Origin of the sequence: Paludibacterium purpuratum, from assembly GCF_004363805.1 — a bacterium.
In the GTDB taxonomy this organism is placed as follows: Bacteria; Pseudomonadota; Gammaproteobacteria; order Burkholderiales; family Chromobacteriaceae; genus Paludibacterium; species Paludibacterium purpuratum.
Genome location: NZ_SNZP01000009.1, coordinates 160,109 through 184,421, shown reverse-complemented (window position 1 = coordinate 184,421; position 24,313 = coordinate 160,109). Strand labels below are relative to the sequence as shown.

Below are 24,313 nucleotides of genomic sequence, written 5' to 3'. Positions count from 1 at the left end.
AAACAATTTCATAAGGTTTTAGCATCTATTGGCGCAATAGCAAGCCAGACGGGCGTCTCAATAATGGTGAATAGGGTATTTGGCTATGAATCATACCGTTGCGCATAGCGTCAATTCGATGATCATGATCAGGAATTATTTAATTAGATCATCAAAAATATGGCCGTTCGGTGCCGGTGCGATCCTGGCTAAATTATTGTTTGATCGTCGGTTTGGTCTGACAATCCGACGGTATGCGGCGGGGTTGCCGAGCTGGAAGGGGCGGATCCTTGCCGGACGCGCCTTGTGGACGTGAAGGGGGCGCGATCGGCGCAGCGGGCACTTGTGCCCGCCGGGCGCGTCGATCACACATCTTGCACTTTGAAACCGTCTTTCCAGCGTCGCAGTGCAGCGAATATTTCCTCATCGTTGGAAAATATCCGTTGTTCTTTCTGTTCAATGGTTTGGCGGATAGACGGCTGATCGCTACGTAAAAATGGATTGGTGGCCAATTCTTCTGCCAGTTGACAAGGTAAGGTCGAGCGATGCTGGTCTCGCTTAGCTTTGTCTCGTGCAAGTCTTTGATTTATATTGATGTTGGATGGCTCTGCCTGTCGTGCGAATTGCAAATTGGCCACGGTATATTCGTGTGCCGGGCAAATCAGCGTTTCGGGCGGTAGAGCGGCCAAGCGCCGCAACGATGCCAGCATCTGCGCGGCTGTGCCTTCGAACAGTCGGCCGCAGCCGGCGCCGAACAAGGTATCGCCGCAAAATAGCCAGGGCGTGGCATAGTAGGCCAGATGGTCGAGCGTATGCCCGGGCACCGCCATCACCGCGAAATCCAGGCCGAGCACCGAGACGGTCTGTCCGGCGCCGACCGGTTCGCTGGCGTCGGACAGGGTGGCGGGACCGATCACTCGCGCCTTCGGATAGCGTGCCGACAACTCGGCTAGACCGCCGATATGGTCGGCATGACGGTGCGTGATCAATATGGCGCGCAAGGTCAGCCGGTGTTGGTCGAGAAAGGCCAAGAGCGGCCCGGCATCGCCGGGGTCGACCGCGAGCGCATCCGACCGATCATGCAAAACCCAGATATAATTGTCGGAAAATGCCGAGACAGAAGAGAGCGCGAGCATGGTGTTCAGAGACCTTCCTAGATGATCAACTCATTTTCCCAGTGGTTGACGCAGAGCGAGCTGGGCCGGTATTTGCTGATACGCGAACAAGCGTATTTCGATCGTGCCGTGGCCGATGTGTTCGGCTATCATGCCGTGCAAGTCGGGGTGCCGCAGGTTGATTTTTTACGCGAAAACCGTATCCCTTGGCAATGTCATGTCGGTCGAGGCAGCGATGCCCAAGTGCTTTGCGACCCTCGGCAACTGCCGTTTGCCAGCGCCAGCCTCGACCTGCTCGCTTTACCGCATGTGCTGGATTTTACCGAGCATCCGCATGTGGTGCTGCGCGAGGCGGAGCGCGTGCTGGTGCCGGACGGTCGGCTGGTGCTGACCGGCTTCAATCCGGTATCGCTGTGGGGCGTGCGGCGCATGATCCAGGGGCGCTTTCACGCGCCGTGGCGCGGGAATTTTTTGCCGCTGCCACGGATCAAGGACTGGCTGGCGTTGCTCGAACTCGAAGCGGATGGCGGCGCCTTTCTGGCTTACGCGCCACCGTTCGAGCGCAGCGACTGGCTGGAAAACTGTCGATTCATGGAGTCGGCCGGCGACCGCTGGTGGCCTCTGGCGGCCGGGGTTTACGGTATCGAGGCCGTCAAGCGGCGGCGCGGCATGCGCCTCATCATGCCAAAGTGGCGCAAAGCCAAGGCGGGGCTGATTGTGGGTAATAAGGACCATCATCAGCCGGTATCCAAGCAATCAGATAACGCGGCATGACTGAACATCAAGTAGAAATCTATACGGACGGTGCCTGCAAGGGCAATCCCGGCCCCGGCGGATGGGGCGCGCTCTTGCGCTACAACGGTCTGGAAAAGGAGCTGTTCGGCGGCGCGCCGGACACCACTAACAATCGCATGGAATTGCAGGCTGTGATTGCCGGGTTGCAGGCATTGACCCGCCCCTGCAAGGTGGTGGTCTATACCGACTCGCAATACGTCAAGAACGGCATCAGCGAGTGGATCCACAACTGGAAGAAGCGCGGTTGGAAAACCGCCAGCAAGGAGCCGGTGAAGAACGCCGACCTGTGGCAGCTGCTCGATCAAAGCCGCGAGCGGCACCAGGTCGAATGGCGCTGGGTGAAGGGGCACGCCGGCCACGAGTTCAACGAACGGGCCGACGCGCTGGCCAATCGCGGCGTCGAGTCCATTCTGTAATCTTACTGCCGCGCAACGGCAGCGCAGGTGCATTGCATGAGACAAATCATTCTCGATACCGAAACCACCGGTCTCGAACCCTCGCAGGGTCATCGCATCATCGAATTCGCCGGTCTGGAAATGGTCAACCGCAAGTTGACCGGCCGGCATCTTCACCTGTATTTCCATCCCGATCGCGCCATCGACCCCGATGCCGAGCGGGTGCACGGCATTTCGCTCGATTTCCTGTCCGATAAGCCGCGTTTCTCGTCGACCGGGCGCGAGGTGGTCGATTTCATTCGCGACGCCGAACTGATCATCCACAACGCACCGTTCGACGTCGGCTTTCTCAATGCCGAATTCGACCGCATCGGCATCGCGCCGGTGACCCAGTTGTGCGCCGGCGTCATCGACACCCTGGCCATGGCGCGCGACCAGTTTCCCGGCAAGCGCAACAACTTGGACGCGCTGTGCGACCGCTTCGACATCGATCGTTCGAACCGTACGTTGCACGGTGCGCTGATCGACTGCGAACTGTTGGCCGAAGTGTATCTGTCGATGACCCGGGGCCAGGAGAGCCTGGCCATGGATATCGACCTGGACGATGGCCCGCTCGATCTGCAGCACGGCGCCGGTTTCGAGCGCAAGCCGCTGACCGTGCTCGCCACCGGCGGCGCCGAGTTGGCCGAGCATCGGGGCTATCTCGACGATCTGGATAAGATCGTCAAGGGGAGCTGCCTGTGGCGCACGCTGGAAAGCGGGGAGGGCGCGGCATGACGCGCTATGTCGCTCTGGTGCCGGCGGCCGGCAGCGGCACGCGTTTCGGTGCGGCCTGCCCTAAACAATATCTGCAACTGTCCGGCCGGCCGTTGATGTGGTTCACGCTGGCCACGCTGTGCCAAGTCGAGGCCATCGACGAAGTGGCGCTGATTCTGTCGCCGGGGGACGAATGGTTCGACGACTATGAATGGGCGTTGCCCAAGTTGACGGTGCACCGCGTCGGCGGCGCGACGCGCGCGGATACCGTGAAGAACGGTATCGAGGCGCTGAGCCTCGCCGCCGAGGACTGGTTGCTGGTGCACGATGCCGCGCGCTGCTGTCTGTCGGTGCCCATGGTCGATCGCTTGTTGGCCGAGGTCGGCGAGGATCCGGTCGGCGGCCTTTTGGCGTTGCCGATCCCCGATACCGTCAAGCGCGCCGATCGCGATGGCCGGGTGGCCATGACGTTGCCGCGCCAGGGCATGTGGCTCGCACAGACGCCGCAGATGTTCCGCGCCGGCTTGTTGACGCAGGCGTTGTCCGGCGAGTTGTCGGACGGCGTGACCGATGAGGCCTCGGCGATCGAGCGCATGGGACTCAAGCCGCGCCTGGTCGAGGGCGACGCGGGCAATTTCAAGGTGACTTGGCCGCGCGACCTGCCTTTGGCGCGGGCGATTCTGGAGGCGAGAAAAGCATGACGCAATGGCGAGTGGGGCAAGGCTACGATGTCCACCGGCTGGTCGAGGACCGTCCATTGATACTGGGCGGTGTGCGCATCGAGCACGCGCTCGGCCTACTCGGGCATTCCGATGCCGATGCGTTGCTGCACGCCATCACCGACGCGGTGTTGGGCGCGGCCGGCATGGGCGATATCGGCCGGCACTTTCCCGATACCGATGCGCGCTTCAAGGGCGCCGATAGCGCGATGCTGCTGGCCGAGGCCTATGCGCGCGTGCGCGACGCCGGTTGGCAGTTGGTCAACATCGATGCCACCGTGATCGCCCAGGCGCCGAAGCTGGCCGGCCACATCGACGCCATGTGCCGTCGCATTGCCGAGATCCTGGCGCTTGACCCCGCGTGCGTGAACGTCAAGGGCAAGACCAACGAGAAGCTGGGCTACCTGGGGCGGCAGGAAGCCATCGAAACCCAGGCCGTTTGCCTGCTTTCGCGCGAAGCATGACCGATAGACGATATGCTGTGCCTTATTTCATCCGTATGGGATAATGAAATCGGGCTGTACGAAACCATGATTGCAATACGGGAGATTGTTGAATGTTGACGCAAGACCAGCTCAAGCGCGAAGTGGCCAAGAAGGCCCTGGAATACGTCCCGGACAACGCCATCATCGGCGTCGGCACCGGCAGTACCGTCAATCTGTTCATCGAGGAACTGGCGACCATCAAGGGGCGTGTCAAGGGCGCCGTGTCCAGTTCCAATGCCAGCACCGAGCGCCTCAAGGCGCACGGCATCCCGGTGTACGATCTGAATACCGTCGACGAGTTGCCGGTGTACATCGATGGCGCCGACGAAATCAACCACTACCTGCACATGCTCAAAGGCGGCGGTGGTGCGCTGACGCGCGAGAAGATCGTAGCCGCGGCAGCCGACCAGTACATCTGCATCGCCGATGAGAAGAAGTATGTCGAAATGCTCGGCGAATTTCCGTTGCCGATCGAAGTGGTGCCGATGGCGCGTAGTTTCGTGGCGCGCGCGCTGGTGCGACTCGGCGGCCATCCCGAGCTGCGCGAAGGCTTCGTGACCGACAACGGCAACATCATTCTGGATGTGCATGGTCTGAAGATCGCCAAGCCGGTCGAATTGGAGGAAACGCTGAACCAGATCGCCGGCGTGGTCACCAACGGCTTGTTCGCCAAGCGTCGCGCCGACGTGCTGCTGCTCGGCCGGCAAAACGGCGTGGACGTGCTCAAGTAATTTCCGTGCGCCGGCCGGCATGACTTGTCATCTGACTGTCATCTGGCCGGCTTAGAATCCGCGTTTACCTGTTTTAAGCGCATGAGGCGTAAATGGCTGAACATACTTCCAAGCAGTTCGATCTCGAACTCGAAAGCATCCGCACCCGCGTTCTGCAGATGGGCGGGCTGGTCGAGCAGCAGATCCGCGCCGCCACCGAGGCGCTGATGGCGGGCGACATCGAGCGACTGCAAAAAGTGGTTGATCAGGATGCCCAGGTCAACGCCATGGAAGTCTCCATCGACGACGACTGCACGCACATCATCGCCCGGCGTCAACCCGCCGCCGGCGACTTGCGCATGATCATCGCGGTCATCAAGACCATCACCGACCTCGAACGCATCGGCGACGAGGCGCAGAAGATCGCGCGCATGGGGAAGACCATCTACCAGACCGAGCGCTACCAGGTGCCGCGTTTCCGCGAAATCCGCAAAATGTCGGATGTGGCACTCGGCATGGTGCGCCGCGCGCTGGATGCGTTCGCGCGCATGGACGTTTCCGCCGCCGAAGAGCTGGAACGCGAAGACCGTCGACTCGATGACGACTTCAACGCCGAGTTGCGCCAGTTGATCACCTTCATGATGGAAGACCCGCGCACCATCAGCATGTCGATCGACACCCTGTTCATGGCCAAAGCGATCGAACGCATCGGCGATCATGCCACCAATATCTCCGAATACGTGGTCTACCTGGTCAAAGGGACCGATATCCGCCACCTGCCCCCCGAGGCCAAGCTCAGTGCCGCGAGCGGGTCATGAGACGGAGGTGACGGCTCCGGTAAAACAGCGGTAACATTCGGTTGCCGCTTTTTTTATGCGTGCAAGATTTTGGAACCCTCCGCCGAAGGGGCGACTTTGACAATCGAATCACTTCCTTACGATGTGCTGGCGACGGTCGATCTGGGATCCAACAGCTTCCGGCTGCAGATTTCCCGTTTGGTCGACGACCAGCTCTACACCCTCGATGCCTTGAAAGATACCGTGCGTTTGGGCGCGGGTCTCGGTAGCGATAAAGTACTCGACACCGATACGCAAGAACGGGCGCTGGCTTGCCTCGCGCGTTTCGGCGAGCGGTTGCGCGGCTTCGCCCCCGGGCAGGTGCGCGTGGTCGGCACCAACACCCTGCGCGTGGCCAAGAATGCCCCTGCGTTCATCGAGCGCGCGGAGGCCCTGTTGGGTTTTCCGATCGAAATCATCGCCGGCCGCGAAGAGGCCCGCCTGATCTACCTCGGCGCCGCGCACTCGCTGCCGGCGACCCGCGAACGGCGACTGGTGGTCGATATCGGCGGCGGTTCCACCGAATTCATCATCGGCAGCCAATACCGGGCGCTGGTCACCGAGAGCTTGCCGCTGGGCTGCGTCAGTTTCAGTCTGCGTTTCTTCCCGGACGGCAAGCTCGGCAAGAGCCAATTCCGCGACGCCACACTGGCGGCGCGTAACGAAATTCAACGCATCCGCCAGTCGTTCCGGCCGGAAGAGTGGCAACTGGCGGTCGGGACTTCCGGAACGGCGCGCTCGCTGCGCGATATTCTGGAAATCAACGACTACACCTCGGCGGACATTACGCTCGAAGGGATGACCCAGCTGCGGCAGGAGATGCTGCGCCGTGGCCATGTCAAGAACGTGGTGCTCAACGGGCTGAAAGCCGACCGCGCGCCGGTGCTACCCGGCGGGCTGGCCATCATGATCGGCATTTTCGAAGAGCTGGGCGTGAGCAAGATGACCGTGGCGGAAGGGGCGCTGCGCGATGGCGTCCTATACGACCTGCTGGGTCGCCAGCGCGAACACGATATGCGCGAGACCACGGTCAGCCAGTTCTGCCGGCGCTATCACGTCGATGCCGAGCAAACCAAGCGCGTGACCTGGCTTGCCGAAAGCCTGTTCCGCAAGGTGTGCGGCGAAGACTTGGATCAGGATTGGCTCAAGCTGTTGATTTGGGGCGCGCGGCTGCACGAAATCGGTTTGTCCATCGCGCATACCGCCTACCACAAGCATTCGGCCTACATCCTGCAATACGCCGACATGCCGGGTTTCTCCAAACGCGAGCAGAACTCGCTCGGTCAGATCGTGCTTGGGCATCGCGGCGATATGGGCAAGATCCTGCCTTATGTCGACGATCAGACGCTTTGGCGCGCCATCGTCAGCCTGCGCATCGCCGTGTTGTTCTATCGCAGCCGCAACGAGGTCGCTCTGCCGCCCGCACTCGACTTGAAGCCGCATGCGCGCGGCTTTGCCCTGACGGTCGACAGCGGTTGGCTCGGCGCCAATCCGTTGACCGCCAGCGCCATCCGCCAGGAAGTCAGCCAGTGGAAGAACATCGGCTACTTGCTGGAGTTGCAGCAAGTCTAATCCGGTAAGGCGGGCGCCCGTCGCGGTGCCCGCCCGCACCTTTCTCTTCTCGCCTCCCTCCGAATTTGCATGCCGGCCATCCGCCGTCCGCACAGGATGGGCTTTGTCGTTTTTGCGCAGCATTTTTTTCTTTTTCGAAAAAAATGATTAAAAACGAACGTCATTTTTGTCGAAAGTCAAACTTGGCGATGCGGTCCTGGGCTAATCTGACTGCGCTAACTCATTGTAGATTTGCCGATTGGCGCGATCTTCGACACTTTTGCGCGCGCGAGGGTCTTCGCGAGCGAAAATGTTCGTTTGCGCTCGTTCATTCGTTGGCGAATGTGTTCTCAGTATTGTAATTTAATGGCCGATCCGGCCGCTTAAACGGGTGATTATGGCAGCCAGCAATCCTCTTCCCTATGTCGTCGCAGAATCGGCGCGCAAGCGCCAAGTCATGAATTCCTCGCCGTTGCGCTACTTCCTGAGCGCGGTGATGGCCGGTGGATTGATTGCGGTGGTATTGATTGTCAGTCTATTGCTCGGGCAAGCGCTGCACTTGGCCGGTTCGCCGATGTATTACGCCGCTAGCGCCGGTTTCTTCGGCACCGCGCTGTGCACCATCATCGTCAGCAAGACGGAGCTGTTCACCAGCAATGTCATGTATATGGCCGTCGGCCTGCTGTCGCGCCGCGTGAGCTGGAAGGAATTGGGCAAGAGCTGGTTCTTGGTCTACGCCGGCAATTTCACCGGTGCCCTGTTGCTGGCGCTGATGTATGCCCAGACCGGCGCGCTATCGCATCTGCCGGCCAATCACCTGTTGTTCGACGTGATCGGCCACAAAGTCCATGCCGACAGTTGGGCGATCTTCTGGAAAGGCGCACTGTGCAACTGGATCATCTGCCTGGCCGTCTGGGTGCCGCTGCGCTTGAGCAACGACATGGCCAAGTTGGCGATGACCATGTTGTTGGTCTTCGTTTTCTTCTTCAGCGGTTATGAGCACAGTATCGCCAACATGGCCTTCTTCAGCCTGAGCTGGTTCGCCTCGGCGGGTGTCACCCCCGACTGGGCCGATACGCTGCATAACTTGATTCCCGCGACACTGGGCAATATCGCCGGCGGTGCGATCGGTGTGGCCGCGCTTAACTTCTACCTGGAACGCGATACGCTGGAAGAGGTGGGCCATTCCCTGTCCAAGCAAGAGGCGGCACTCGCTCACTCTTGATTCGCCGGTTGTGGCGTACCGAATGATGTGCCATGATTGCTGCGGTGCAGCAATCTGGAGATGCCATGTTCGGACGCCGCGATCCCCGCCCCAAGCTCAGCCTTGCCTTGCAAGGCGGCGGTGCGCACGGAGCCTTCACCTGGGGAGTGCTCGACGCACTGCTTGAAGCCGACTGCTTTCGTTTCGACGGTTTGAGCGGCACCAGTGCCGGCGCCATGAACGCCGTGGCGGTGGCACATGGTTTGGCCACCGGCGGTGCACAGGCCGCCCGCGATACGCTGGACGCCTTCTGGCAACGCGTCGGCAGCACGCTGCCGCCGGAAATGGTGCAGCCGCGGCCGGCAGCGGATGACCTGACCGTGCCGCCCGGTCTGCAAGTGGCGCTGCAATTCACACGCTGGTTCTCGCCGTATCAACTCAATCCGCTCGACTACAATCCGCTGCGCACCATCATCGAAGAGTTATTCGATTTCGAGCGCATCCGCAGCGCATCCAAGGTGAAGGTTTTTGTCGCCGCGACGCACGCCAATAGCGGCCGTCTTCGTCTATTCGACCACCGTTCGCTATCGGCCGACGCGCTATTGGCCTCCGCCTGTCTGCCCAGCTTGCAGCAAGCGGTGACCATCGAGGGGGAGGATTATTGGGACGGCGGCTTTGCCGCCAACCCGGCGGTGTTTCCGCTGATTCGCTTCTGCCGTACGCCGGATATCCTGCTGGTGCTGCTGGCGCCGATGACGCACGGCGAAACGCCGAAGAGCGCCGAGGGTATTCGCCAGCGCATACTCAACCTGGGTTTCAATAGTGCGTTTCTACGCGAAATGCGACTGTTCGCGCTCTTGCGCGACATGGCGGCCGAGTCCAGCCCCTGGCATGGCCGTCTGGAACGTCGTCTGCTTGGCACCCGCTTTCATCTGATCGAAGCCGAGGAATTTCTGGCGGAGCTGGATGCCTCAAGCAGAGCCTTGGCGCATGCGCCCTTTCTGCTGTGGCTGCGCGATGCCGGCCGAGCACGGACCCAGGCATGGCTTGCGCGCCATCGCGACCAAGTCGGTCGAACGTCGAGCGTCGATATCCGGGCGATGTTTTTCGAATGAGGCTGGCGTGGTTGGCATGTTATTGCTGTCTATTAGCCATGCGTGATATTCTTTTTGCATGGCGACGTTAGCCCAGCACACACCATCTGAACAGTGGCACCTCAATGTGCCCGGAGATTGAAATGGGACTTGATCAAGAGTTGCAGCAAATTCTGCGACAGGAAATCGAACTGGTTTTCCCGCGTTTCGACGCCGCAGCCGCCTGGGAATTGGGCGTGGCATTGCGTACTGCAGCCCAGAAACGCGGTGCCGCCGTGGTGATCGATATTCGTCGCGGCGACGAAATCCTTTTCTACCATGCCATGCCAGGCACCACGCCGGCCAACGCCGATTGGGCGCGCCGCAAGCGCAATGTGGTGGAGATGATGCGCCGCAGTTCCTATGCCGTCGGCCTGCAATGCCGTATTTCCGGTCAGACGCTGGAGCAGAAGATGGGCCTGCCGACGCGCGATTACGCCTGCCACGGCGGCGGCTTCCCGATTACCGTGTCCCACACCGGCTATCTTGGCTCGATCGTGGTTTCGGGCATGCAGGAACGCGAGGATCACAACATCATCATCGAAGTGTTGGCCGAGCAGCTTGGCCGCGAAGCGGTCGGCGCCTGAGTTTCGCCCCGAGCGCCGACGGCGCCGTCTCCCGTGTGGAGGCGGCGCCGTTTTCATTTGTGCACAACCGTTGCGCCAACGCCAGCGAGAACGCCGCCACCGCCTGCCAGTCGGTGAATACGCGCACTGTGGCCGGATCGGTGGGACCGCCGGTCAACCACATGATCAGTCGGATGATTTGGCGATCCAGCCAGCGGTAGCGCGGGTAGTCCAACTTGCCGGCGAATGCCGTCACGAGCGCCGGCTGCCAGCCGATCTCGCCAATCAGCCGACGTAGATATGGATTGCGCGCCACTCGGTCTCGCCCGGGCTTGCGCGCTGTCAGACTGACCGAAAACAAGGCGCAAGGCCGCGCTTGCAGCCAGTCGCGCCGTTGCCGCAGAAAGGCCGCGACCGCCGGCTGGTGGCGGCCGTAACGGATGCTGGCGCCGATCAGTACGGCGCGCTGCGCGACGAGCGGGGGCGGGGCGGCCAAGTCGGCGATGCTTACCGTGTAGCCATGTTGTTTTAAAATTTGTTCGGCATATCGACAGATGGCATGGGTATGACCATCCGTAGTGGAATACAGAATCAGTATATCTGTCATAGTCGGTGGCACATTTGACGGCCCGAACGCCCCCCTCAGAGAGCCCAGCAAGGCCATACTTTTTCGCATAGAATGCATTCTAAATTATCACCATATTCTATATGGTTTTTTAAGCATTTTGCGTTGCAAGGGGCATGGCCGTGAGCACCACAAAATTTTCCCTGACCCAGCGGTTGTCGACCTTGCTGCTGATGGTCGTCGCCTTGTCGATCGGCGGCGCATTGATCGCCAATCTGCTCAGTGCGCGCCATTACCTGGTGCAACAGCTCGGTATGCAGAGCAGCGATACCGCCCAGGCTTTGGCGTTGACGTTGAGCCAACGACCGGCGGACCGGGCCTTGGATCTGGCCATGCTCAAGGCGGCGGTTGGACGCGGCGATGTCGCTGAAGTTCGCTGGGAGAGTCCCGCGGGCCATGCGGCGATCCGGCTGCGGATGCCGGCTCCGCTGAGCGACGTCCCCCCCTGGTTCGTCGGACTATTGCCGCTGGCGCCGGCGCCCGGTATCGCGCCGGTGCGGCGCGATGGCGAGCCGGCCGGGCGCATCGTGGTATTCGCCGAGCCCGCCCTGGCGTATTTGACGCTCTGGCAGAGCGCATTACAGACGGTGCTCTGGTTATGCGTCATCGGCCTGTCCGCCGCTTTGCTGGGGGCTTTCGACATCCGGCGCCTTAGGCGTCAATTGCTGGCCGTGGTCGGGCAGGCGCGCGCCATCAGCGAGCAACGCTTCTACAAGCTGCCGGTACCCGGCATTCCCGAGTTGGCCGAAGTGGCCTATGCCATGAACCAGATGGTCGATCGTCTGCAGCTGTATCTGGACGGCCTGCGCGACGAATTGGACCGCACCCGGCTGGCGGTGCTGACCGATAGCAGTACCGGATTGCCGAATCGCGAGGCGTTCGACCAGGCCTTCACCCGATTGTTGATGCCGCAGGACGATCCTGTCAGCGGCTTTCTGCTGCTCGCGCGAGTGGCGAACCTGGCCGAACTCAATCAGCGTCTGGGGGCGCGGCGCACCGATGCGCTGCTCAAGCGCGTCGCCGACGATCTGTTGGCGCACTGTCAGGCAAACCGTGGCTGGATGGCCACGCGCTTGCGCGGCGCCGATTTCGCCATGCTCTGTCCCGAGTTGGCCAGCGACTCGGCGAAGCAACTGGCCGGCGAGTTGTGCGCTGCCTGGGACATCTATCAGGACATGGGGTTGACCGACCGGCCCGGCGTCGGACACATCGCCTTGACCGATTTCCATAGCGGCGATGCGTCAGACGAGGTATTGCGGCGCGCAAGCCTTACGCTAACCCAGGCGGAGACCGGCGCGCTCAATCGTTGGCAAGTCGACTTGGGAGATCCATTACCCGACGCCACGGTCAACGATCACGACTGGAAGCAGTTGTTGGATCTGGTTTGCTGCGATGGCTCGCTGCAATTGCGTTGGTATCCGGTTTGCCATCCGGACGGCGGTGTGCTGTGGCAGGAGGGCATGCTGTTCCGTCCGGCGCGCGGCGAGTTGTCGCAGATGAGCGCGCTGCGCCTGGTTGCGCATGCGCTACGGCTTGGCCTGGCACACAAGATCGATCTGCTCACTCTGGAACTGGCCCTGACGCTCGGGCCGCGCGGCCGGCTGGCCATCAACTTCTCGCCCGCCTCGCTGGCGCACGACGATTTTCTGCCCGGGGTGCTGGCGCAATTACAAGTCCATCCGACGCGCCGGATCAATTTCGAGTTCCATGAAACCGGGTTGGACGAACAGTGGGATAGCTTCGTTAATTTCTGTCAGGCCGTGCGCTCGGCGGGGCACCAGGTCGCGGTGGAGATTCAGGGGCACGATCTGGGTCTGGTGGCCAGAACCCACGAAGCCGGCATTGCCTACCTGGTGCTCGACCATGCCCTGACCCAGGGCATTCATGCCGACGAGGGTCGGGCGGCGCTGGTACGCGGTCTGTTGCAGATGGCTTCGCTGATGGCGATGGAAATCGAGGCCAAGGGCGTGACTGCGCGTGAGGATCTAGAAGCGCTGGTGGCCCTTGGCGTGCATTGCCTGACGGGCCCGGCAGTACGATGAGCGCCGCCGTCAGGGCCGCTTAAAGATCGATGACCGAGCTAAGTTGCAACTGGGCGATGTTCAGATTGGGCGGTGCGATGAGTTTCATCTCGGCCAACGCTTGTTCGCGCTCCGCGCCATCCAGGTTGTTGATCCAAATCTGCACGCCGGGAGGGATCACTTCCAGCATCGACAGCAGGGCGCCCGGCGTCATGAGGCCTTCGGCCTTGGCGTGATCCAGCTCGGTGTTCGAGGAGGTGATGGTGCAGATGATGTCGGATAGCGACGGCACATTGGCTGCCCAGTGCCAGAATGCAGGACAGAGGGCCGAGTCGCCGGTGTAGGCCAGCGCGCGCCATGGTCCCTCGATCACCCAGCCGACGGCGGGCACGATGTGCTGGGCCGGCAGGGCGGTGGCCATGCCATCGGACAACGGGATGGCGTCGCCCACTTCAATGGCTTCGAAGCGCAACAAGGGCTGCCCCTGGGGATCCAGCGCGCCGAGCAGGTGCTGATTGGCGGGCTCGGCCAGCAGACCTGCCTTCAATTCGTCGATGGTTTCCTGTTGCGTGTGGACGGTGATGCCGCGGCCGCCGTGTTCGGCATGGCAGGTCAGCAGGGCGGGCAGGCCGCCGCAGTGGTCGAAGTGCGAATGCGTCAGCAAAATGCGCTCGACGGCCAGCAGGCTATTCTCCTGTAAGGTTTCCACGCCGCTGCCGCAGTCGAGCAGTGTGCTGGTATCGATGCGGAGGCAGGAGATGGCGGCCATCGATCCGACGCCGGCCGAGTGACCAAGTACGGAGACAATCATGAGGGGTCCTGTGAATGTAGTGCTTGCCGTGATCATTGTAGCCGAGTTGACCGGGCAGCGCATGACAAAGCCTTAAAGATTCGTGCAACAAATTACGCAGGCAGTTGGCAAATCCTTGCTGGATAAGGATGACGTCGTAATTAACGAAAACGGCGGGGCGTATCGCCCCGCCGTCCGTTGTCAGACTTCGACCGAGTTTACTCGACCTTGCCGACCGGGTACATGTAGCGGTTGCTGTCGGCGAACGGCGTCTGGTTGTAGAACCAGTTCAGACGGGCGTTGCGATCCTTGGCAAAGGCTTTGTCCTTCTTCAGCTTTTCCGCGAAGGCCTGACGCAATGCCGGGCTCTCGGCCAGCATGGCGCGAGCCATCGGCTCCATCACGTAGGCTTCGGGTGCTTCGGCCGAGGTCAGGTTGGCGTTGAAGAAACCCCAGCTCAAGAAGGAGTCCGGGCTGGCCGGTTCCAGCAGATCCATGGCCAATACGCCCAGGCGCTGGTTCGGGTCGATCACCACCGAGCCTGCCGGGTAGGTGACCTTGCGATGTTCGGCGACCGGCTTGCCGGTGATCAGCAGGCGGCCTTCATAACCCGGAATCTTGTCTGCCGATTCGCGGTCCGGTTCGAACGGCGTACCGAGCTTGACGTCTTCCAGACGGTAGACCGTGACGTCGTAGGTGGCCGGCGCGTTCAGCGTGGTCATCTGGATGCCGTGTACCTTGAGGCGGTCGATCACTTCATGCCATTGCGCCGGCACCACATAGGCCTTCGGACGCGGTACCACCAGATCCGGCTCGGTCTGAGCGGTGTAGGGGATCTTGTAGTCCATCGGCTGGTTGGTCCAGTGCACGATCTTGTCGCCGGTGATCGGCGACAGTTCCTTGGTGAACTTGACGCCCTTGAAATCGACCAGCGGCGCCTTGCCGTCCGGCATCTTCCAGGTCAGCGTCACCTTGTCGTCGCGTACCGCGCGGTCCTTGTCGATGGCGTCGCGCAGGCTGTCCTTGTTGTCGCCCACCGCTTCGAAGATCGACTTGTACAGCGTGTAGTTGGCCAGCACTTGCTGACGGTACGGCTTGAGCGCGTGCAGTTCGACCAGGATGCCGGGGATGCCGCGGATGTCGGCGTACTGGTTGGAGAAACGCGCGTAGTCGCTGTAGTACGGGTAGTAGCCCTGCGTGATGTCCTCGTTATCGTTCATGCTGATGCAGACATTCGGCTGATGGCCATAATCCTTCAGCTCGGCGAACACGCGCGGCGTCATCACCTTGTCCATCCACATCGAACCGTTCTTAGCCCAGCCCATGCCGTTGCCGCAATAGGTCACGTCGTACTGGTAGATCACGCCGTCGGTGGAGTGGGTGTCGATGAAGAAGTCAGGATCGTACTCACCCAGGATGCGCGCCACGTTGCGGATTTCCGGGCTGTCGAGCTTGGTGAAGTCGCGATTGAGGTTGAGGTTGCGCGAATTGACGCGCCAGCCGGTGTTGTTCGGGCCGTTCTGATTGATACGGCCGTACTTGCCGTTGCGCAGGTCGCCGTCGATATTCACCACCGGTACGAAGATCAGGTTGATCTTGTCGAGCAGTGCGCTTTGGCTGCCGCCGACGGTCATGTCGCGGATCATCATCAGGCCGGCATCCTTGCCGTTGGCTTCGCCCGGATGGATTTCGGCTTCGACGTAGATGGTCGGCTTGCCCGAGGCCTTCAGGCCGGCGGCCGACTTATCGGACGACTTCGACACGATCACCATGGTGAACGGCGTGCCGGCATCGGTGGTCTCGCCATAGCTCGCCACCTTGATCAGGCCCGGCTTGGCGGCCTGCAGCTTATTCAGGTAGTCGAGGGTTTCGGTATAGGTCGGGGTGTGCTGGAAATCGGAGGCTTCGATTGGGCTGACGAACGGGTCGGTCTTCGCGGCGATGAATTGTTCGCTCTTGCCGCTCCAGGGGATGTCCGGCGGCAGGATGTGTTTACGCGCCGCCGCCAGATAGGCGTTGTCGTCGACATAGTCGGGGGCGGTGGGGACGGCGAAGGCCGGAAGGCTGGCCAGCAATGAGGCCAGCATGGTCAGCTGCATGCAAAGCGGTAGTTTTTTCATACCTGACTCCCAGTTTGTTGTGTCGGTTCACAGGCGGATCGCGCGCTGTGTCGCTGTGCGAGAGGGCGGGGGGTAGTCCCGACTTCCGCGTTCAGGATGCCAAGAGTAACGCGGGGTCGTGTATATCAGCATGTGCTAAATCGCTGAATTTTGATGGTAGTCAACCGACTACAGCTTGGCATGAAGTTTTTATGACACTCAGTACGGCGCGATTTTCTGCCTATGCTATTCATGTCCGGCCCGCCGGTCACCGCAGTGTCTTTTGCCCAAGAACCAGCAACGCGCCGGCGAAACTGAGCGCCGCCAGCACGGTGAAGGTGTGCATGGCGCCGATCAGCGCCGCCTGCTGATCGACGATTTGCGACCAGTGCGCCAGCGAGGCCTCTCCTTGCATGGAGAAGGTCGCGTACCACGGGTCGAACCGTTCGATCAGCGTATTGCGCGCGCCGGCGGCGACATCCTGCCAGTAAAGGTTGGCGATGCCGGTTCCCAGGGTGTTCGCCAATAAGCGCAGCACATTCTTGATGGCATAGGCGTGCATGAAATCCTGCTGTTTGAATTCGCGGAAAGCCAGGCCCGCCACTTGAATGACCACCAGGACGGGGAATAAACCTTTGAATGCCATGATCGGCAATAGGGTCGCGAAGGGCGTGGCGCCGGTGGCATCGGCGGCGAGCCGCAGCAGTAGCGCCGATAACAAGATAAAACCGGCGGCGATGACATAGCGACGGTCGGGCAGGTGGGCAGCCAAGCGGAAATAAAGCGCCAGCATCAGCACCGTGCATAGACCGCCCACCGTCAGTAGCGCGCCGGCGCTGGCCAGATCCATTCCTTCGCCGGCCAGCAGGTACATCGGTACGGCCAGGGTGACCGCGCCGTTGATGAGGTAGTACAGGGTATAGAACCCCAGCCCGGTCAGATAACGACGGCTCGCCAGCGTCCCCAGTTTCAACCACGGATCGCTGTGGCGGTGCAGGCGCCAGCCGAAGCCGGCGAACAGCCCGAGCGCCAGCAGCAGGCGATTGATGGTCGAGGCATTCAGCCAGTCGTAGCGTATGCCCTGCAGGGTATCCATCCACAACAGCACACCGAGGCAGAAGGCCAGGGCGGCCCAGCCGTCGATATGCCCGATGGCGCGCGTGGTGTGAGCGCGCTTGGGGAGGATCGCCCAGCCGATGATCAGCGCCAGCACGCCGGCGGCGGCGTGCAAGGCGAACAGCGCGTGCCAATCGCCCGATTCGATGAGGCGCGCGGCCAGCCACGGGCCGGGCGCGGCGCACAGAAAGAGTCCGAGCATGAATCCTTGCAGTTGCTGACGGCGGCGTTCGGCCGGGACCGAGATCTGCAGCAGGATGCGCGCACAGGTCAGCAATGGGCCGCCGCCCAGTCCTTGCAGCAGCCGTGCGGCAATCAACGCCGGCAGCGACTGGCTGTACATGGCGCCGATCGATCCCAGCGTGAACAATACCGTGCCCGACAGCAGCAAAGTGCGGTAGCTCATGACCCGGCCAAGGCGCTCGAGCAACAGGATCATGCCGGCGCCGGCCACCGCATAAGCGGAGAGCACCCAGAGAAAATCCGCGGGCGAGACCCCGATGCCGCCTCGGATCGAGGATTCGGCAAAGTTGACGGTGGCATTGGCCAGAAAATCCAAGCCGGTGATCAGGCCGGTGGCGATACCGATGAAATGACGGCGGCGTCGAGCGAAAGAAACCATCGAGAGCAGCGGGTAGGCAAGAGATGCTCTAGGCTAAGGTGTATTATCGGTTCAATAAATGGGTAATATGGCATTGACTATTTCACTGGTGAAACAATGAGCCTCGATGACCTGCGAGTGTTTCTGACCGTGGCGCACTGTCGCAGCTTTACCAAGGCCAGCGACCGTCTGGCGCTGCCCAAAACCTCGGTCAGCCGGGCGGTCGCGCGCCTGGAAGTCGCCCTGGGCAAGCGCCTGCTCGAACGGAGCACGCGCAGCCTGCGCTTGACCGAGGCCGGCGTGCAGTTACGCGAACAGACGGCGGAGCTGGTCGAGCGCATCGAGGCGCATTTATCGCAGGCGGCGGAGCATCACGAGCGGCCGCAGGGCATCTTGCGCATCGCCGCACCCTATGAGCTGGGGGTGCTCAGATTGGGCGACGTGCTGAACGACATGCTATTGCGCTACCCGGGGTTGGAAGCGGAAATCGAACTCACATCGAACCTGATCGATCCGCGTAGCGAGGATTACGACATCGTGTTTCGTCTCCAGCAGGGGGCGATGCCCGATTCCAGCCAGGTGGTGCGCCGGATCTACAGTATCGCGCGCGGACTCTATGCCGCGCCGGCGCTGCTGCAACGCCTGGGAACGCCCAGTCGCGCGGCCGATCTGGCAGGCTGGCCGGCTGTCATCAGTCCGGACGAGCCGGTCTGGCAACTGCAGGCGCCGGACGGCAATATCGAGACGATCCATCCCGCCGGTCCCCTGCGCGCGCACAATGTCGGCATGCGTTTGAACGGCGTCGTGGCCGGACTCGGCGTCGGTTTGTTGTCCAGTTATTACTGTCGGCGCGAGATTGCCGACGGGCGGATTGTGCCGGTGCTGCCGACCTTCGGCGTGGCGCCGATGCGCGTCTACGCCCTGTTGCCGGCGCGCCGCTTGATGCCGGCCAAGGTGCGGGTTTTTCTCGACGAACTGGCGACCGTGCTGGCGCCTTGGGATCAGGAAAACGGTCGGAGGGCTTAGCCCTCCGCCTCCGGGAAAGGCCGTCAGTCGGCCGTTAGCACCAGGCAACCCGCCACCTCGCGCACGCGCGCGGCCTTGGGTAGATACATCCAGGAAGTGCTGCCATCGATCGACTCGAACGCCCACGGCAAGCGGCTATCGACCACCAAACGGCACTCGTCGGAATTTGGACGACTGCCACGCGGCAAACACAACACGGAAATCAGGGAAAGTAACTGCTGCTGGCGGAAATCCTGGTTTGGAAAAAAGACTGGGGCTGGATTAAGCTCTTGAGTAGCCATTCTGAACTCCCATGAAGTTTGGTGTGGTTAGCGGGCTCGACGGTGCTGAGAACACCCCGGGCCCGCGCCTCTTGCGGCAAACGCCGCACCGCATACCTTACCCAGCCAGATAGAAACAGACAACCAAGCGCGACCGTCAGAAAATGCTGAAAATTCTCCGTGGGCGCGGCTTCAGCCGCGATTGGCCGCCGCAAGTAAATCGCGGCTGAAGCCGCTACACCGACCCCCATGCACAAAAAAAACCCTCGCGCGAGGCGAGGGCGGTTCGAAGCGGGGCGCTGACATTTAGTCGCCGAGCGGCTGCCGGCGCGACCAGGCCCACAGCGCCAGGCCGGCGACGATCATCGGCAGGCTCAGCCACTGGCCCATGCTGAGGTTGGCGGCCAGCAAACCGAGAAAATCGTCCGGTTCGCGGGTGAATTCAGCCAGGAAGCGGAAGGCGCCGTAGCCGATCAGGAACAGTGCCGAGATCGACGCGCGTCGGCGCGGTTTGGCGCTATAGCCCCATAGAATGAAGAACAGGGTGAGCCCCTCGAGTGCGAACTCGTACAACTGCGAGGGGTGGCGCGCCAGGCCGCCGTATTTGACATAGGTGTCGACCCATTCGGGGTGGGTCGCCGCCCAGGCGCGATCCGCCTGTTGCGCCTGCGGAAACAGCATGGCCCAAGGCGCATCCGGCCGAGTGACGCGCCCCCACAATTCGCCGTTGATGAAGTTGCCGATGCGGCCGAACGCCAGGCCTAGCGGCACCAAGGGCGCGACGAAGTCGGCCACGTCCCAAAAGCTTCTGCCATGTCGGCGCGCGAACAGCCACATGGCGAGCAGCACGCCGAGGAAGCCGCCGTGGAAGGACATACCGCCTTGCCAGACGCGCAGGATGTCCAGCGGATGGCTCAGGTACTCGCCGGGTTTGTAGAACAACACATAGCCCAGCCGGCCGCCCAGCACCACGCCGAGTACGCCGTAAAACAGCAGATCGTCGAGCATTTTGCTGGTCATGAAACTGCGGCCGGCGCGGATGCGGCGGTTGCCGAACAGCACGAACAGCAAGAAGCCGACCATGTACATCAGGCCGTACCAATGCACGGCCAGCGGACCAAGGTTGATTGCGACGGGATCGTATTGCGGATGAATGATCATTTGTCAGCCGTGGGTGTTTGCGGTAAAAGAGATGAGACCGATTATACGGAAAGCGTTGCATAACGTCGCGTGCGATCACCCTCGCATGCGATGTCGGGTCCCGCCGCATGACCATGGCCCCGGACGCCGTCCGACGCATGGCCCACCCAGCCATCGTCCCGGATGGTTTTGATCACGCCGCCGTTTTCTGATGAATACAGCAAGGATGAGTCATGCCCGAATATCGTTCCCGCACCTCCACCGCCGGCCGCAACATGGCCGGCGCCCGCGCGCTGTGGCGCGCCACCGGCATGAAGGATGAAGACTTTCAGAAGCCGATCATCGCCATCGCCAACTCGTTTACCCAGTTCGTGCCAGGCCACGTGCATCTGCAAAATCTCGGCCAACTGGTGGCGCGCGAGATCGAGCGCGCCGGCGGCGTGGCCAAGGAATTCAATACCATCGCCATCGACGACGGCATCGCCATGGGCCATGGCGGCATGCTCTACAGCCTGCCGTCGCGCGACCTGATCGCCGACTCGGTCGAGTATATGGTCAATGCGCATTGCGCCGACGCGCTGGTGTGCATTTCCAATTGCGACAAAATCACGCCGGGCATGCTGATGGCGGCCCTGCGGCTGAACATTCCGGTGGTGTTCGTTTCCGGTGGCCCGATGGAGGCCGGCAAGGTCGACTGGCACGGAACGACGCGCGCGCTCGATCTGGTCGATGCCATGGTGGAGGCCGCCAATCCGGCGGTATCGGATGCTGAAGTGGCCGAGTTGGAACGTTCCGCCTGTCCGACTTGCGGCTCCTGCTCCGGCATGTTCACCGCCAACTCGATGAACTGCCTGACCGAGGCGCTGGGCCTGTCGTTGCCGGGCAACGGTTCGCTGGTGGCCACCCACGCCGACCGCAAGGAGCTGTTCCTGCGCGCCGGCCGGCTGATCGTCGATCTCGCCCGCCGCTACTACGAGGGCGAGGACGCAAGCGTCTTGCCGCGCGCCATCGCCTCGCGCCAGGCCTTTGCCAACGCCATGTCGCTCGACGTGGCCATGGGCGGATCGACCAATACGGTGTTGCATCTGCTGGCGGCGGCGCACGAGGCCGGGGTGGACTTCACCATGGCCGACATCGACGCCATTTCGCGTCACGTCCCTTGCCTGTGCAAGGTGGCGCCGGCCACACAGAAATATCATATGGAGGACGTGCATCGCGCCGGCGGCGTGATGGCGATCCTGGGCGAACTGGACCGCGCCGGTCTGGTCGCGCGCGATGTGCCGACCGTGCATAGCCCGACAATGGGCGCGGCGCTCGACCAATGGGATGTGGCGCGCGATGGCGTCGACGAGACCGCGATGCGTTTTTATCGCGCGGCGCCGGGCGGCATCGCGACCACGATGGCGTTTTCCCAGAGCATGCGTTACCCCGAGCTGGATCTGGATCGCGCCGGCGGCTGCATTCGCCGCCGCGCCGAGGCCTATAGCCAGGATGGCGGTCTGGCCGTGCTGTTCGGCAACTTGGCGCCCGATGGCTGCATTGTCAAAACCGCCGGCGTCGACGACAGCATCTTGCGTTTCGATGGCCGCGCGCGCGTGTTCGAGAGCCAGGAGGCGGCGGTGGCGGCGATTCTGGACGACCGCATTGTCGCCGGCGACGTGGTGGTGATCCGCTACGAAGGCCCCAAGGGTGGGCCGGGCATGCAGGAAATGCTGTACCCGACCTCGTATCTGAAATCCAAAGGACTGGGCAAGGCCTGTGCGCTCTTGACCGATGGCCGGTTCTCGGGCGGCACCTCCGGGCTGAGCATCGGACACGTCTCGCCCGAAGCCGCCGAGGGCGGCGCGATCGGCTTGGTGGAAGAGGGCGACCCGATCCGTATCGATATCCCCGCCCGCCGTATCGAGTTGGCGCTGGACGCCGAGGTGTTGGCCGAACGTCGCCGCGTGCGCGACGCCCTGGGCTGGCGGCCGGCCGAGCGCGACCGGCCGGTCAGCGCGGCATTGCGCGCCTATGCCGCCATGACCACTTCGGCATCGACCGGCGCGGTACGGGATGTCAGCCAAGTGGAAAAGCGTTAAAGTACGCCCGTCGCGTGCCTGCACGAACCGACCCGGCCCGGCTTTGCCGGGCCGGTTTTTTCTGTTGAGCCGGCCGTCGGGAGAGGCGATGAAATCGATCAAATTGATGTTGTTGGGGTGGTTGCTGTGTCTGTCGCCGGTGTGGGCAGCCGGGGTCGTGCGAGTGGGTATCAACGCCAGCTATGCACCTTTCGAGTCGGTCGACGACCATGGCCGCCTGTCCGGTTTCGACATCGATGTGGTGACCGCTTGGGCCAAGACCCAAGGCGTGACCGTCAAGTTGGTCAACCTGCCGTGGCCGCAGTTACTCGGCGCCTTGTCCGACGGACGGGTCGACATGGTGGTCTCCGCCGTGGCCGATACGCCGGAGCGCCGCGCGCGTTTCGAACTTTCCCAGCCGTATCATTATGAGCCCCAGGTGCTGTTGGTGCCGGCGCATGGCGGCAAGGACGACGTGCGCGCCATCGACGGCATCGGCGTGCTGATCGACAGCAGCGCGATCGGTTGGCTGCGCCGACTGCGCGTTCCCGATGCGGCGCTGCGACGCTATAACGGCCTGCCGCCCATGTTGGCCGACTTGAAGGCCGGCGATCTCCAAGGGGCGTTCGGCGACTTGCATGTCTTGCGGCGAGCCAGTGCCGGCGACCCGTCGCTGCGGCTGGTGTCGCGTCCGGACTTTGGCCAAGACGCCTATGTCTTTGTCGTGCGCAAGGGCGACCGCGCTTTGCTGACGCAGGCCAATCAGGGTCTGGCGCGGATGACGGCGGATGGCACCTTGAAGCGTTTGCACCAGTCCTGGCCCGGTCTCTGATCGCGGCTTCCCGGCATTTTTCTGCTTTTTCGCTACCTGAATGACATTCTGTTTGGGCTGAAAATGTTCGATTTCCATTGTTTCGAACATGTTATGTTGCTGTCTTGTCGCCAAACGAACTGTATACAATATTCTTTATTGAGTAATGGATCGCCGGTGCATACGACATCGCCAGGGGCTGTGCGAGTGGCTGCGAGGGCCTTGGCCGGATAGTGGAAAATAGCGGGGTGTTCTGCGGTAACTTTTTGAAAAAAAGCAAAAAAAATGCGCGGGCCAATGGTCCGCGCTAAGTCTACAAAGGAGAAATAGAGGAGAAACTATCAAGAAGCAATTGCTGCATCTCAACGTGGCTGGATTATCGCGAGCGGGCTGTGGGGTGTCAATCGCAACGCTTCGCGCACGCTCGAAAATGTAAAAAACTGTCGCTTATTATGTAACTCTTATGTTTGAAAACGAAAATACCGCCCGGCCTGCATGCTCATTGGCCGTCGCTCGGCTTTAGGCGCCACTTGTCCAGGATGGTGGCCAGCACGATGACAACGCCGATGGCCACGTATTGCCAGAAGGACGATACCCCGAGGATGGTCAGGCCGTTATTCATCACGCCAATGATCAATGCGCCGACGGCGGTGCCCCAGATCGATCCGATCCCGCCGGATAGGCTGGTGCCGCCCAGGACGACGGCGGCGATGGCATCGAGCTCGTAGCCGGTACCCCAGTTGCCGCTGGCGCCGTATAGGCGACTGGCGGACATGGCGCCGGCCAATCCCGCAAACAGACCGTTGATCGCGTAGACGAACAGCAGCACCAGGCCGACCCGGATCCCGGTGAGGTACGCGGCATGCGGATTGCCGCCCACCGCATAGATATGCAGGCCGAGCACGGTGCGTTTCAAAATGAACCACGACGCGGTCACCACCAGGGCCGCGATCCACACGAGCCAGGGAACACCGAGCAGGCTGCCGTTGCCGAGCCATTCGAAAGCGGGGATGTCGCTGTTGAGGATGGCGCTGCCGTCGGCCAACAGGTATGCAGCGCCGCGCAGCGCCGTCATGGTGCCTAGCGTAACGACGAAGGGATTGATGCCGAGGAAGGCCACCATGGTGCCGTTTATCAGTCCCATCGCGAGCCCGGATAGCACGAAGACCGGCAGCGACAGCGCCTGGTTGTGGTCGGGGAGCGAGGTCAGCATGCCCAGCACCGCGGAGACGGCCAGTATCGACCCCACCGAAAGATCAATGCCGGCGGTAAGGATGACGAAGGTCATGCCCGAGGCCAGCACCAGATTGATCGACGTCTGGCGCAGAATGTTGAGCGTATTGTCCAGCGTCAGGAAATGGGTGTTGCCGTCCTCGCTGAAATAGAGCGTCAGCAGATAAAACCCCAGGTACAGCACGATGAGGATCGGCAGCATGCCAAGGCGGGCGAGCGCGCTCATCCGTGGGGACGGCACTGCGCCGGCGGCGCGGGAGTCGTTGGCGAGCGAGGGCATGTCGGCT

At 61.9% G+C, this 24,313-nt stretch carries 23 protein-coding genes and 1 pseudogene; 16 read left to right on the top strand and 8 right to left on the bottom strand.

Annotated features, from left to right (window positions below; all coding sequences use genetic code 11):
- Nucleotides 1–344 precede the first annotated feature (344 nt).
- The gene (gene gloB, locus DFP86_RS12445) at nt 345–1,115 is read right to left on the bottom strand and encodes a hydroxyacylglutathione hydrolase (protein WP_133681675.1); all 771 of its coding nucleotides are present in this window, start codon (nt 1,113–1,115) and stop codon (nt 345–347) included.
- A 21-nt stretch (nt 1,116–1,136) separates the two neighbouring features.
- On the opposite strand from gloB, the gene DFP86_RS12440 reads away from it, so the two are divergent.
- From DFP86_RS12440 to DFP86_RS12390, 11 genes are all read left to right on the top strand, one after another.
- Nucleotides 1,137–1,868, top strand: a complete 732-nt coding sequence (locus DFP86_RS12440) for a class I SAM-dependent methyltransferase (protein WP_133681673.1) — start codon at nt 1,137–1,139, stop codon at nt 1,866–1,868.
- Nucleotides 1,865–2,305, top strand: a complete 441-nt coding sequence (gene rnhA, locus DFP86_RS12435) for a ribonuclease HI (protein WP_133681670.1) — start codon at nt 1,865–1,867, stop codon at nt 2,303–2,305. Before DFP86_RS12440 ends, rnhA begins: the two co-directional genes overlap by 4 nt.
- Nucleotides 2,306–2,341: 36 nt before the next feature.
- Nucleotides 2,342–3,061, top strand: a complete 720-nt coding sequence (gene dnaQ / locus DFP86_RS12430) for a DNA polymerase III subunit epsilon (RefSeq protein ID WP_133681669.1) — start codon at nt 2,342–2,344, stop codon at nt 3,059–3,061.
- Nucleotides 3,058–3,741 (top strand): 2-C-methyl-D-erythritol 4-phosphate cytidylyltransferase, encoded by a 684-nt coding sequence (ispD, locus tag DFP86_RS12425; RefSeq protein ID WP_133681667.1) that lies wholly within the window; start codon nt 3,058–3,060, stop codon nt 3,739–3,741. The genes dnaQ and ispD overlap by 4 nt, the downstream gene beginning before the upstream one ends.
- On the top strand, nt 3,738–4,223 hold the full coding sequence (gene ispF, locus DFP86_RS12420; protein WP_133681665.1) for a 2-C-methyl-D-erythritol 2,4-cyclodiphosphate synthase: 486 nt from the start codon (nt 3,738–3,740) through the stop codon (nt 4,221–4,223). Before ispD ends, ispF begins: the two co-directional genes overlap by 4 nt.
- A gap of 92 nt (nt 4,224–4,315) precedes the next feature.
- The gene (rpiA, locus tag DFP86_RS12415) at nt 4,316–4,975 is read left to right on the top strand and encodes a ribose-5-phosphate isomerase RpiA (RefSeq protein WP_133681663.1); all 660 of its coding nucleotides are present in this window, start codon (nt 4,316–4,318) and stop codon (nt 4,973–4,975) included.
- A gap of 92 nt (nt 4,976–5,067) precedes the next feature.
- A complete protein-coding gene (gene phoU / locus DFP86_RS12410; RefSeq protein ID WP_133681661.1) occupies nt 5,068–5,772 on the top strand; it encodes a phosphate signaling complex protein PhoU in 705 nt (234 codons plus the stop codon).
- 102 nt (nt 5,773–5,874) lie between these two features.
- On the top strand, nt 5,875–7,362 hold the full coding sequence (gene ppx, locus DFP86_RS12405; RefSeq protein ID WP_208108323.1) for an exopolyphosphatase: 1,488 nt from the start codon (nt 5,875–5,877) through the stop codon (nt 7,360–7,362).
- Nucleotides 7,363–7,738: 376 nt separating this feature from the next.
- Nucleotides 7,739–8,566: a formate/nitrite transporter family protein gene (locus DFP86_RS12400; RefSeq protein WP_133681659.1), complete on the top strand. Its 828-nt coding sequence runs from the start codon at nt 7,739–7,741 to the stop codon at nt 8,564–8,566.
- Between the two features lie 65 nt (nt 8,567–8,631).
- Nucleotides 8,632–9,660, top strand: a complete 1,029-nt coding sequence (locus DFP86_RS12395; RefSeq protein WP_133681657.1) for a patatin-like phospholipase family protein — start codon at nt 8,632–8,634, stop codon at nt 9,658–9,660.
- 122 nt (nt 9,661–9,782) lie between these two features.
- The gene (locus DFP86_RS12390; RefSeq protein ID WP_133681655.1) at nt 9,783–10,265 is read left to right on the top strand and encodes a heme-degrading domain-containing protein; all 483 of its coding nucleotides are present in this window, start codon (nt 9,783–9,785) and stop codon (nt 10,263–10,265) included.
- On the opposite strand, the gene hemG is transcribed toward DFP86_RS12390, so the two are convergent.
- Nucleotides 10,216–10,851, bottom strand: a complete 636-nt coding sequence (gene hemG, locus DFP86_RS12385; protein WP_133681653.1) for a menaquinone-dependent protoporphyrinogen IX dehydrogenase — start codon at nt 10,849–10,851, stop codon at nt 10,216–10,218. The two genes, DFP86_RS12390 and hemG, sit on opposite strands and share 50 nt — an antisense overlap.
- Before the next feature lie 140 nt (nt 10,852–10,991).
- Here hemG and DFP86_RS12380 point away from each other — a divergent pair, with 140 nt between their 5' ends.
- A complete protein-coding gene (locus tag DFP86_RS12380; protein ID WP_166642257.1) occupies nt 10,992–12,911 on the top strand; it encodes a bifunctional diguanylate cyclase/phosphodiesterase in 1,920 nt (639 codons plus the stop codon).
- Between the two features lie 19 nt (nt 12,912–12,930).
- On the opposite strand, the gene DFP86_RS12375 is transcribed toward DFP86_RS12380, so the two are convergent.
- The 3 genes from DFP86_RS12375 to DFP86_RS12365 form a co-directional block, all read right to left on the bottom strand.
- Nucleotides 12,931–13,701 carry an MBL fold metallo-hydrolase gene (locus DFP86_RS12375; RefSeq protein WP_166642256.1) on the bottom strand — a complete coding sequence of 257 codons (771 nt, stop codon included), beginning with the start codon at nt 13,699–13,701 and terminating at the stop codon, nt 12,931–12,933.
- 197 nt (nt 13,702–13,898) lie between these two features.
- Nucleotides 13,899–15,800: a M14 family metallopeptidase gene (locus tag DFP86_RS12370; RefSeq protein WP_166642255.1), complete on the bottom strand. Its 1,902-nt coding sequence runs from the start codon at nt 15,798–15,800 to the stop codon at nt 13,899–13,901.
- A gap of 247 nt (nt 15,801–16,047) precedes the next feature.
- On the bottom strand, nt 16,048–17,517 hold the full coding sequence (locus tag DFP86_RS12365; RefSeq protein ID WP_133681647.1) for an MFS transporter: 1,470 nt from the start codon (nt 17,515–17,517) through the stop codon (nt 16,048–16,050).
- 96 nt (nt 17,518–17,613) lie between these two features.
- Between DFP86_RS12365 and DFP86_RS12360 the strand changes: the two genes are divergently transcribed.
- Nucleotides 17,614–18,522 (top strand): LysR family transcriptional regulator, encoded by a 909-nt coding sequence (locus DFP86_RS12360; RefSeq protein WP_133681645.1) that lies wholly within the window; start codon nt 17,614–17,616, stop codon nt 18,520–18,522.
- A 23-nt stretch (nt 18,523–18,545) separates the two neighbouring features.
- Here DFP86_RS12360 and DFP86_RS12355 read toward each other — a convergent pair whose 3' ends face one another.
- The gene (locus DFP86_RS12355; RefSeq protein WP_133681643.1) at nt 18,546–18,803 is read right to left on the bottom strand and encodes a hypothetical protein; all 258 of its coding nucleotides are present in this window, start codon (nt 18,801–18,803) and stop codon (nt 18,546–18,548) included.
- Between the two features lie 150 nt (nt 18,804–18,953).
- On the opposite strand from DFP86_RS12355, the pseudogene DFP86_RS19855 reads away from it, so the two are divergent.
- Nucleotides 18,954–19,001 (top strand): annotated as a pseudogene (locus tag DFP86_RS19855) (YSIRK-type signal peptide-containing protein); the annotation flags it as partial.
- An 87-nt stretch (nt 19,002–19,088) separates the two neighbouring features.
- On the opposite strand, the gene lgt reads toward DFP86_RS19855, so the two are convergent.
- On the bottom strand, nt 19,089–19,943 hold the full coding sequence (gene lgt, locus DFP86_RS12350) for a prolipoprotein diacylglyceryl transferase (RefSeq protein WP_133681641.1): 855 nt from the start codon (nt 19,941–19,943) through the stop codon (nt 19,089–19,091).
- A gap of 212 nt (nt 19,944–20,155) precedes the next feature.
- Between lgt and ilvD the strand changes: the two genes are divergently transcribed.
- Nucleotides 20,156–22,003, top strand: coding sequence for a dihydroxy-acid dehydratase (gene ilvD, locus DFP86_RS12345; protein ID WP_133681639.1), 1,848 nt, complete (start codon nt 20,156–20,158; stop codon nt 22,001–22,003).
- 88 nt (nt 22,004–22,091) lie between these two features.
- Nucleotides 22,092–22,814: an ABC transporter substrate-binding protein gene (locus DFP86_RS12340; RefSeq protein ID WP_166642254.1), complete on the top strand. Its 723-nt coding sequence runs from the start codon at nt 22,092–22,094 to the stop codon at nt 22,812–22,814.
- 478 nt (nt 22,815–23,292) lie between these two features.
- Here DFP86_RS12340 and DFP86_RS12335 read toward each other — a convergent pair whose 3' ends face one another.
- Nucleotides 23,293–24,306: an ABC transporter permease subunit gene (locus DFP86_RS12335; protein ID WP_133681635.1), complete on the bottom strand. Its 1,014-nt coding sequence runs from the start codon at nt 24,304–24,306 to the stop codon at nt 23,293–23,295.
- Between the last annotated feature and the right edge of the window lie 7 nt (nt 24,307–24,313).

Coding starts and splice junctions, on each gene's coding strand:
- gloB (WP_133681675.1), bottom strand. CDS start 1,115: ATGCTCGCGCTCTCTTCTGTCTCGGCATTTTCCGACAATTATATCTGG.
- DFP86_RS12440 (WP_133681673.1), top strand. CDS start 1,137: ATGATCAACTCATTTTCCCAGTGGTTGACGCAGAGCGAGCTGGGCCGG.
- rnhA (WP_133681670.1), top strand. CDS start 1,865: ATGACTGAACATCAAGTAGAAATCTATACGGACGGTGCCTGCAAGGGC.
- dnaQ (WP_133681669.1), top strand. CDS start 2,342: ATGAGACAAATCATTCTCGATACCGAAACCACCGGTCTCGAACCCTCG.
- ispD (WP_133681667.1), top strand. CDS start 3,058: ATGACGCGCTATGTCGCTCTGGTGCCGGCGGCCGGCAGCGGCACGCGT.
- ispF (WP_133681665.1), top strand. CDS start 3,738: ATGACGCAATGGCGAGTGGGGCAAGGCTACGATGTCCACCGGCTGGTC.
- rpiA (WP_133681663.1), top strand. CDS start 4,316: ATGTTGACGCAAGACCAGCTCAAGCGCGAAGTGGCCAAGAAGGCCCTG.
- phoU (WP_133681661.1), top strand. CDS start 5,068: ATGGCTGAACATACTTCCAAGCAGTTCGATCTCGAACTCGAAAGCATC.
- DFP86_RS12400 (WP_133681659.1), top strand. CDS start 7,739: ATGGCAGCCAGCAATCCTCTTCCCTATGTCGTCGCAGAATCGGCGCGC.
- DFP86_RS12395 (WP_133681657.1), top strand. CDS start 8,632: ATGTTCGGACGCCGCGATCCCCGCCCCAAGCTCAGCCTTGCCTTGCAA.
- DFP86_RS12390 (WP_133681655.1), top strand. CDS start 9,783: ATGGGACTTGATCAAGAGTTGCAGCAAATTCTGCGACAGGAAATCGAA.
- hemG (WP_133681653.1), bottom strand. CDS start 10,851: ATGACAGATATACTGATTCTGTATTCCACTACGGATGGTCATACCCAT.
- DFP86_RS12375 (WP_166642256.1), bottom strand. CDS start 13,701: ATGATTGTCTCCGTACTTGGTCACTCGGCCGGCGTCGGATCGATGGCC.
- DFP86_RS12370 (WP_166642255.1), bottom strand. CDS start 15,800: ATGAAAAAACTACCGCTTTGCATGCAGCTGACCATGCTGGCCTCATTG.
- DFP86_RS12365 (WP_133681647.1), bottom strand. CDS start 17,517: ATGGTTTCTTTCGCTCGACGCCGCCGTCATTTCATCGGTATCGCCACC.
- DFP86_RS12360 (WP_133681645.1), top strand. CDS start 17,614: ATGAGCCTCGATGACCTGCGAGTGTTTCTGACCGTGGCGCACTGTCGC.
- DFP86_RS12355 (WP_133681643.1), bottom strand. CDS start 18,803: ATGGCTACTCAAGAGCTTAATCCAGCCCCAGTCTTTTTTCCAAACCAG.
- lgt (WP_133681641.1), bottom strand. CDS start 19,943: ATGATCATTCATCCGCAATACGATCCCGTCGCAATCAACCTTGGTCCG.
- ilvD (WP_133681639.1), top strand. CDS start 20,156: ATGCCCGAATATCGTTCCCGCACCTCCACCGCCGGCCGCAACATGGCC.
- DFP86_RS12340 (WP_166642254.1), top strand. CDS start 22,092: ATGAAATCGATCAAATTGATGTTGTTGGGGTGGTTGCTGTGTCTGTCG.
- DFP86_RS12335 (WP_133681635.1), bottom strand. CDS start 24,306: ATGCCCTCGCTCGCCAACGACTCCCGCGCCGCCGGCGCAGTGCCGTCC.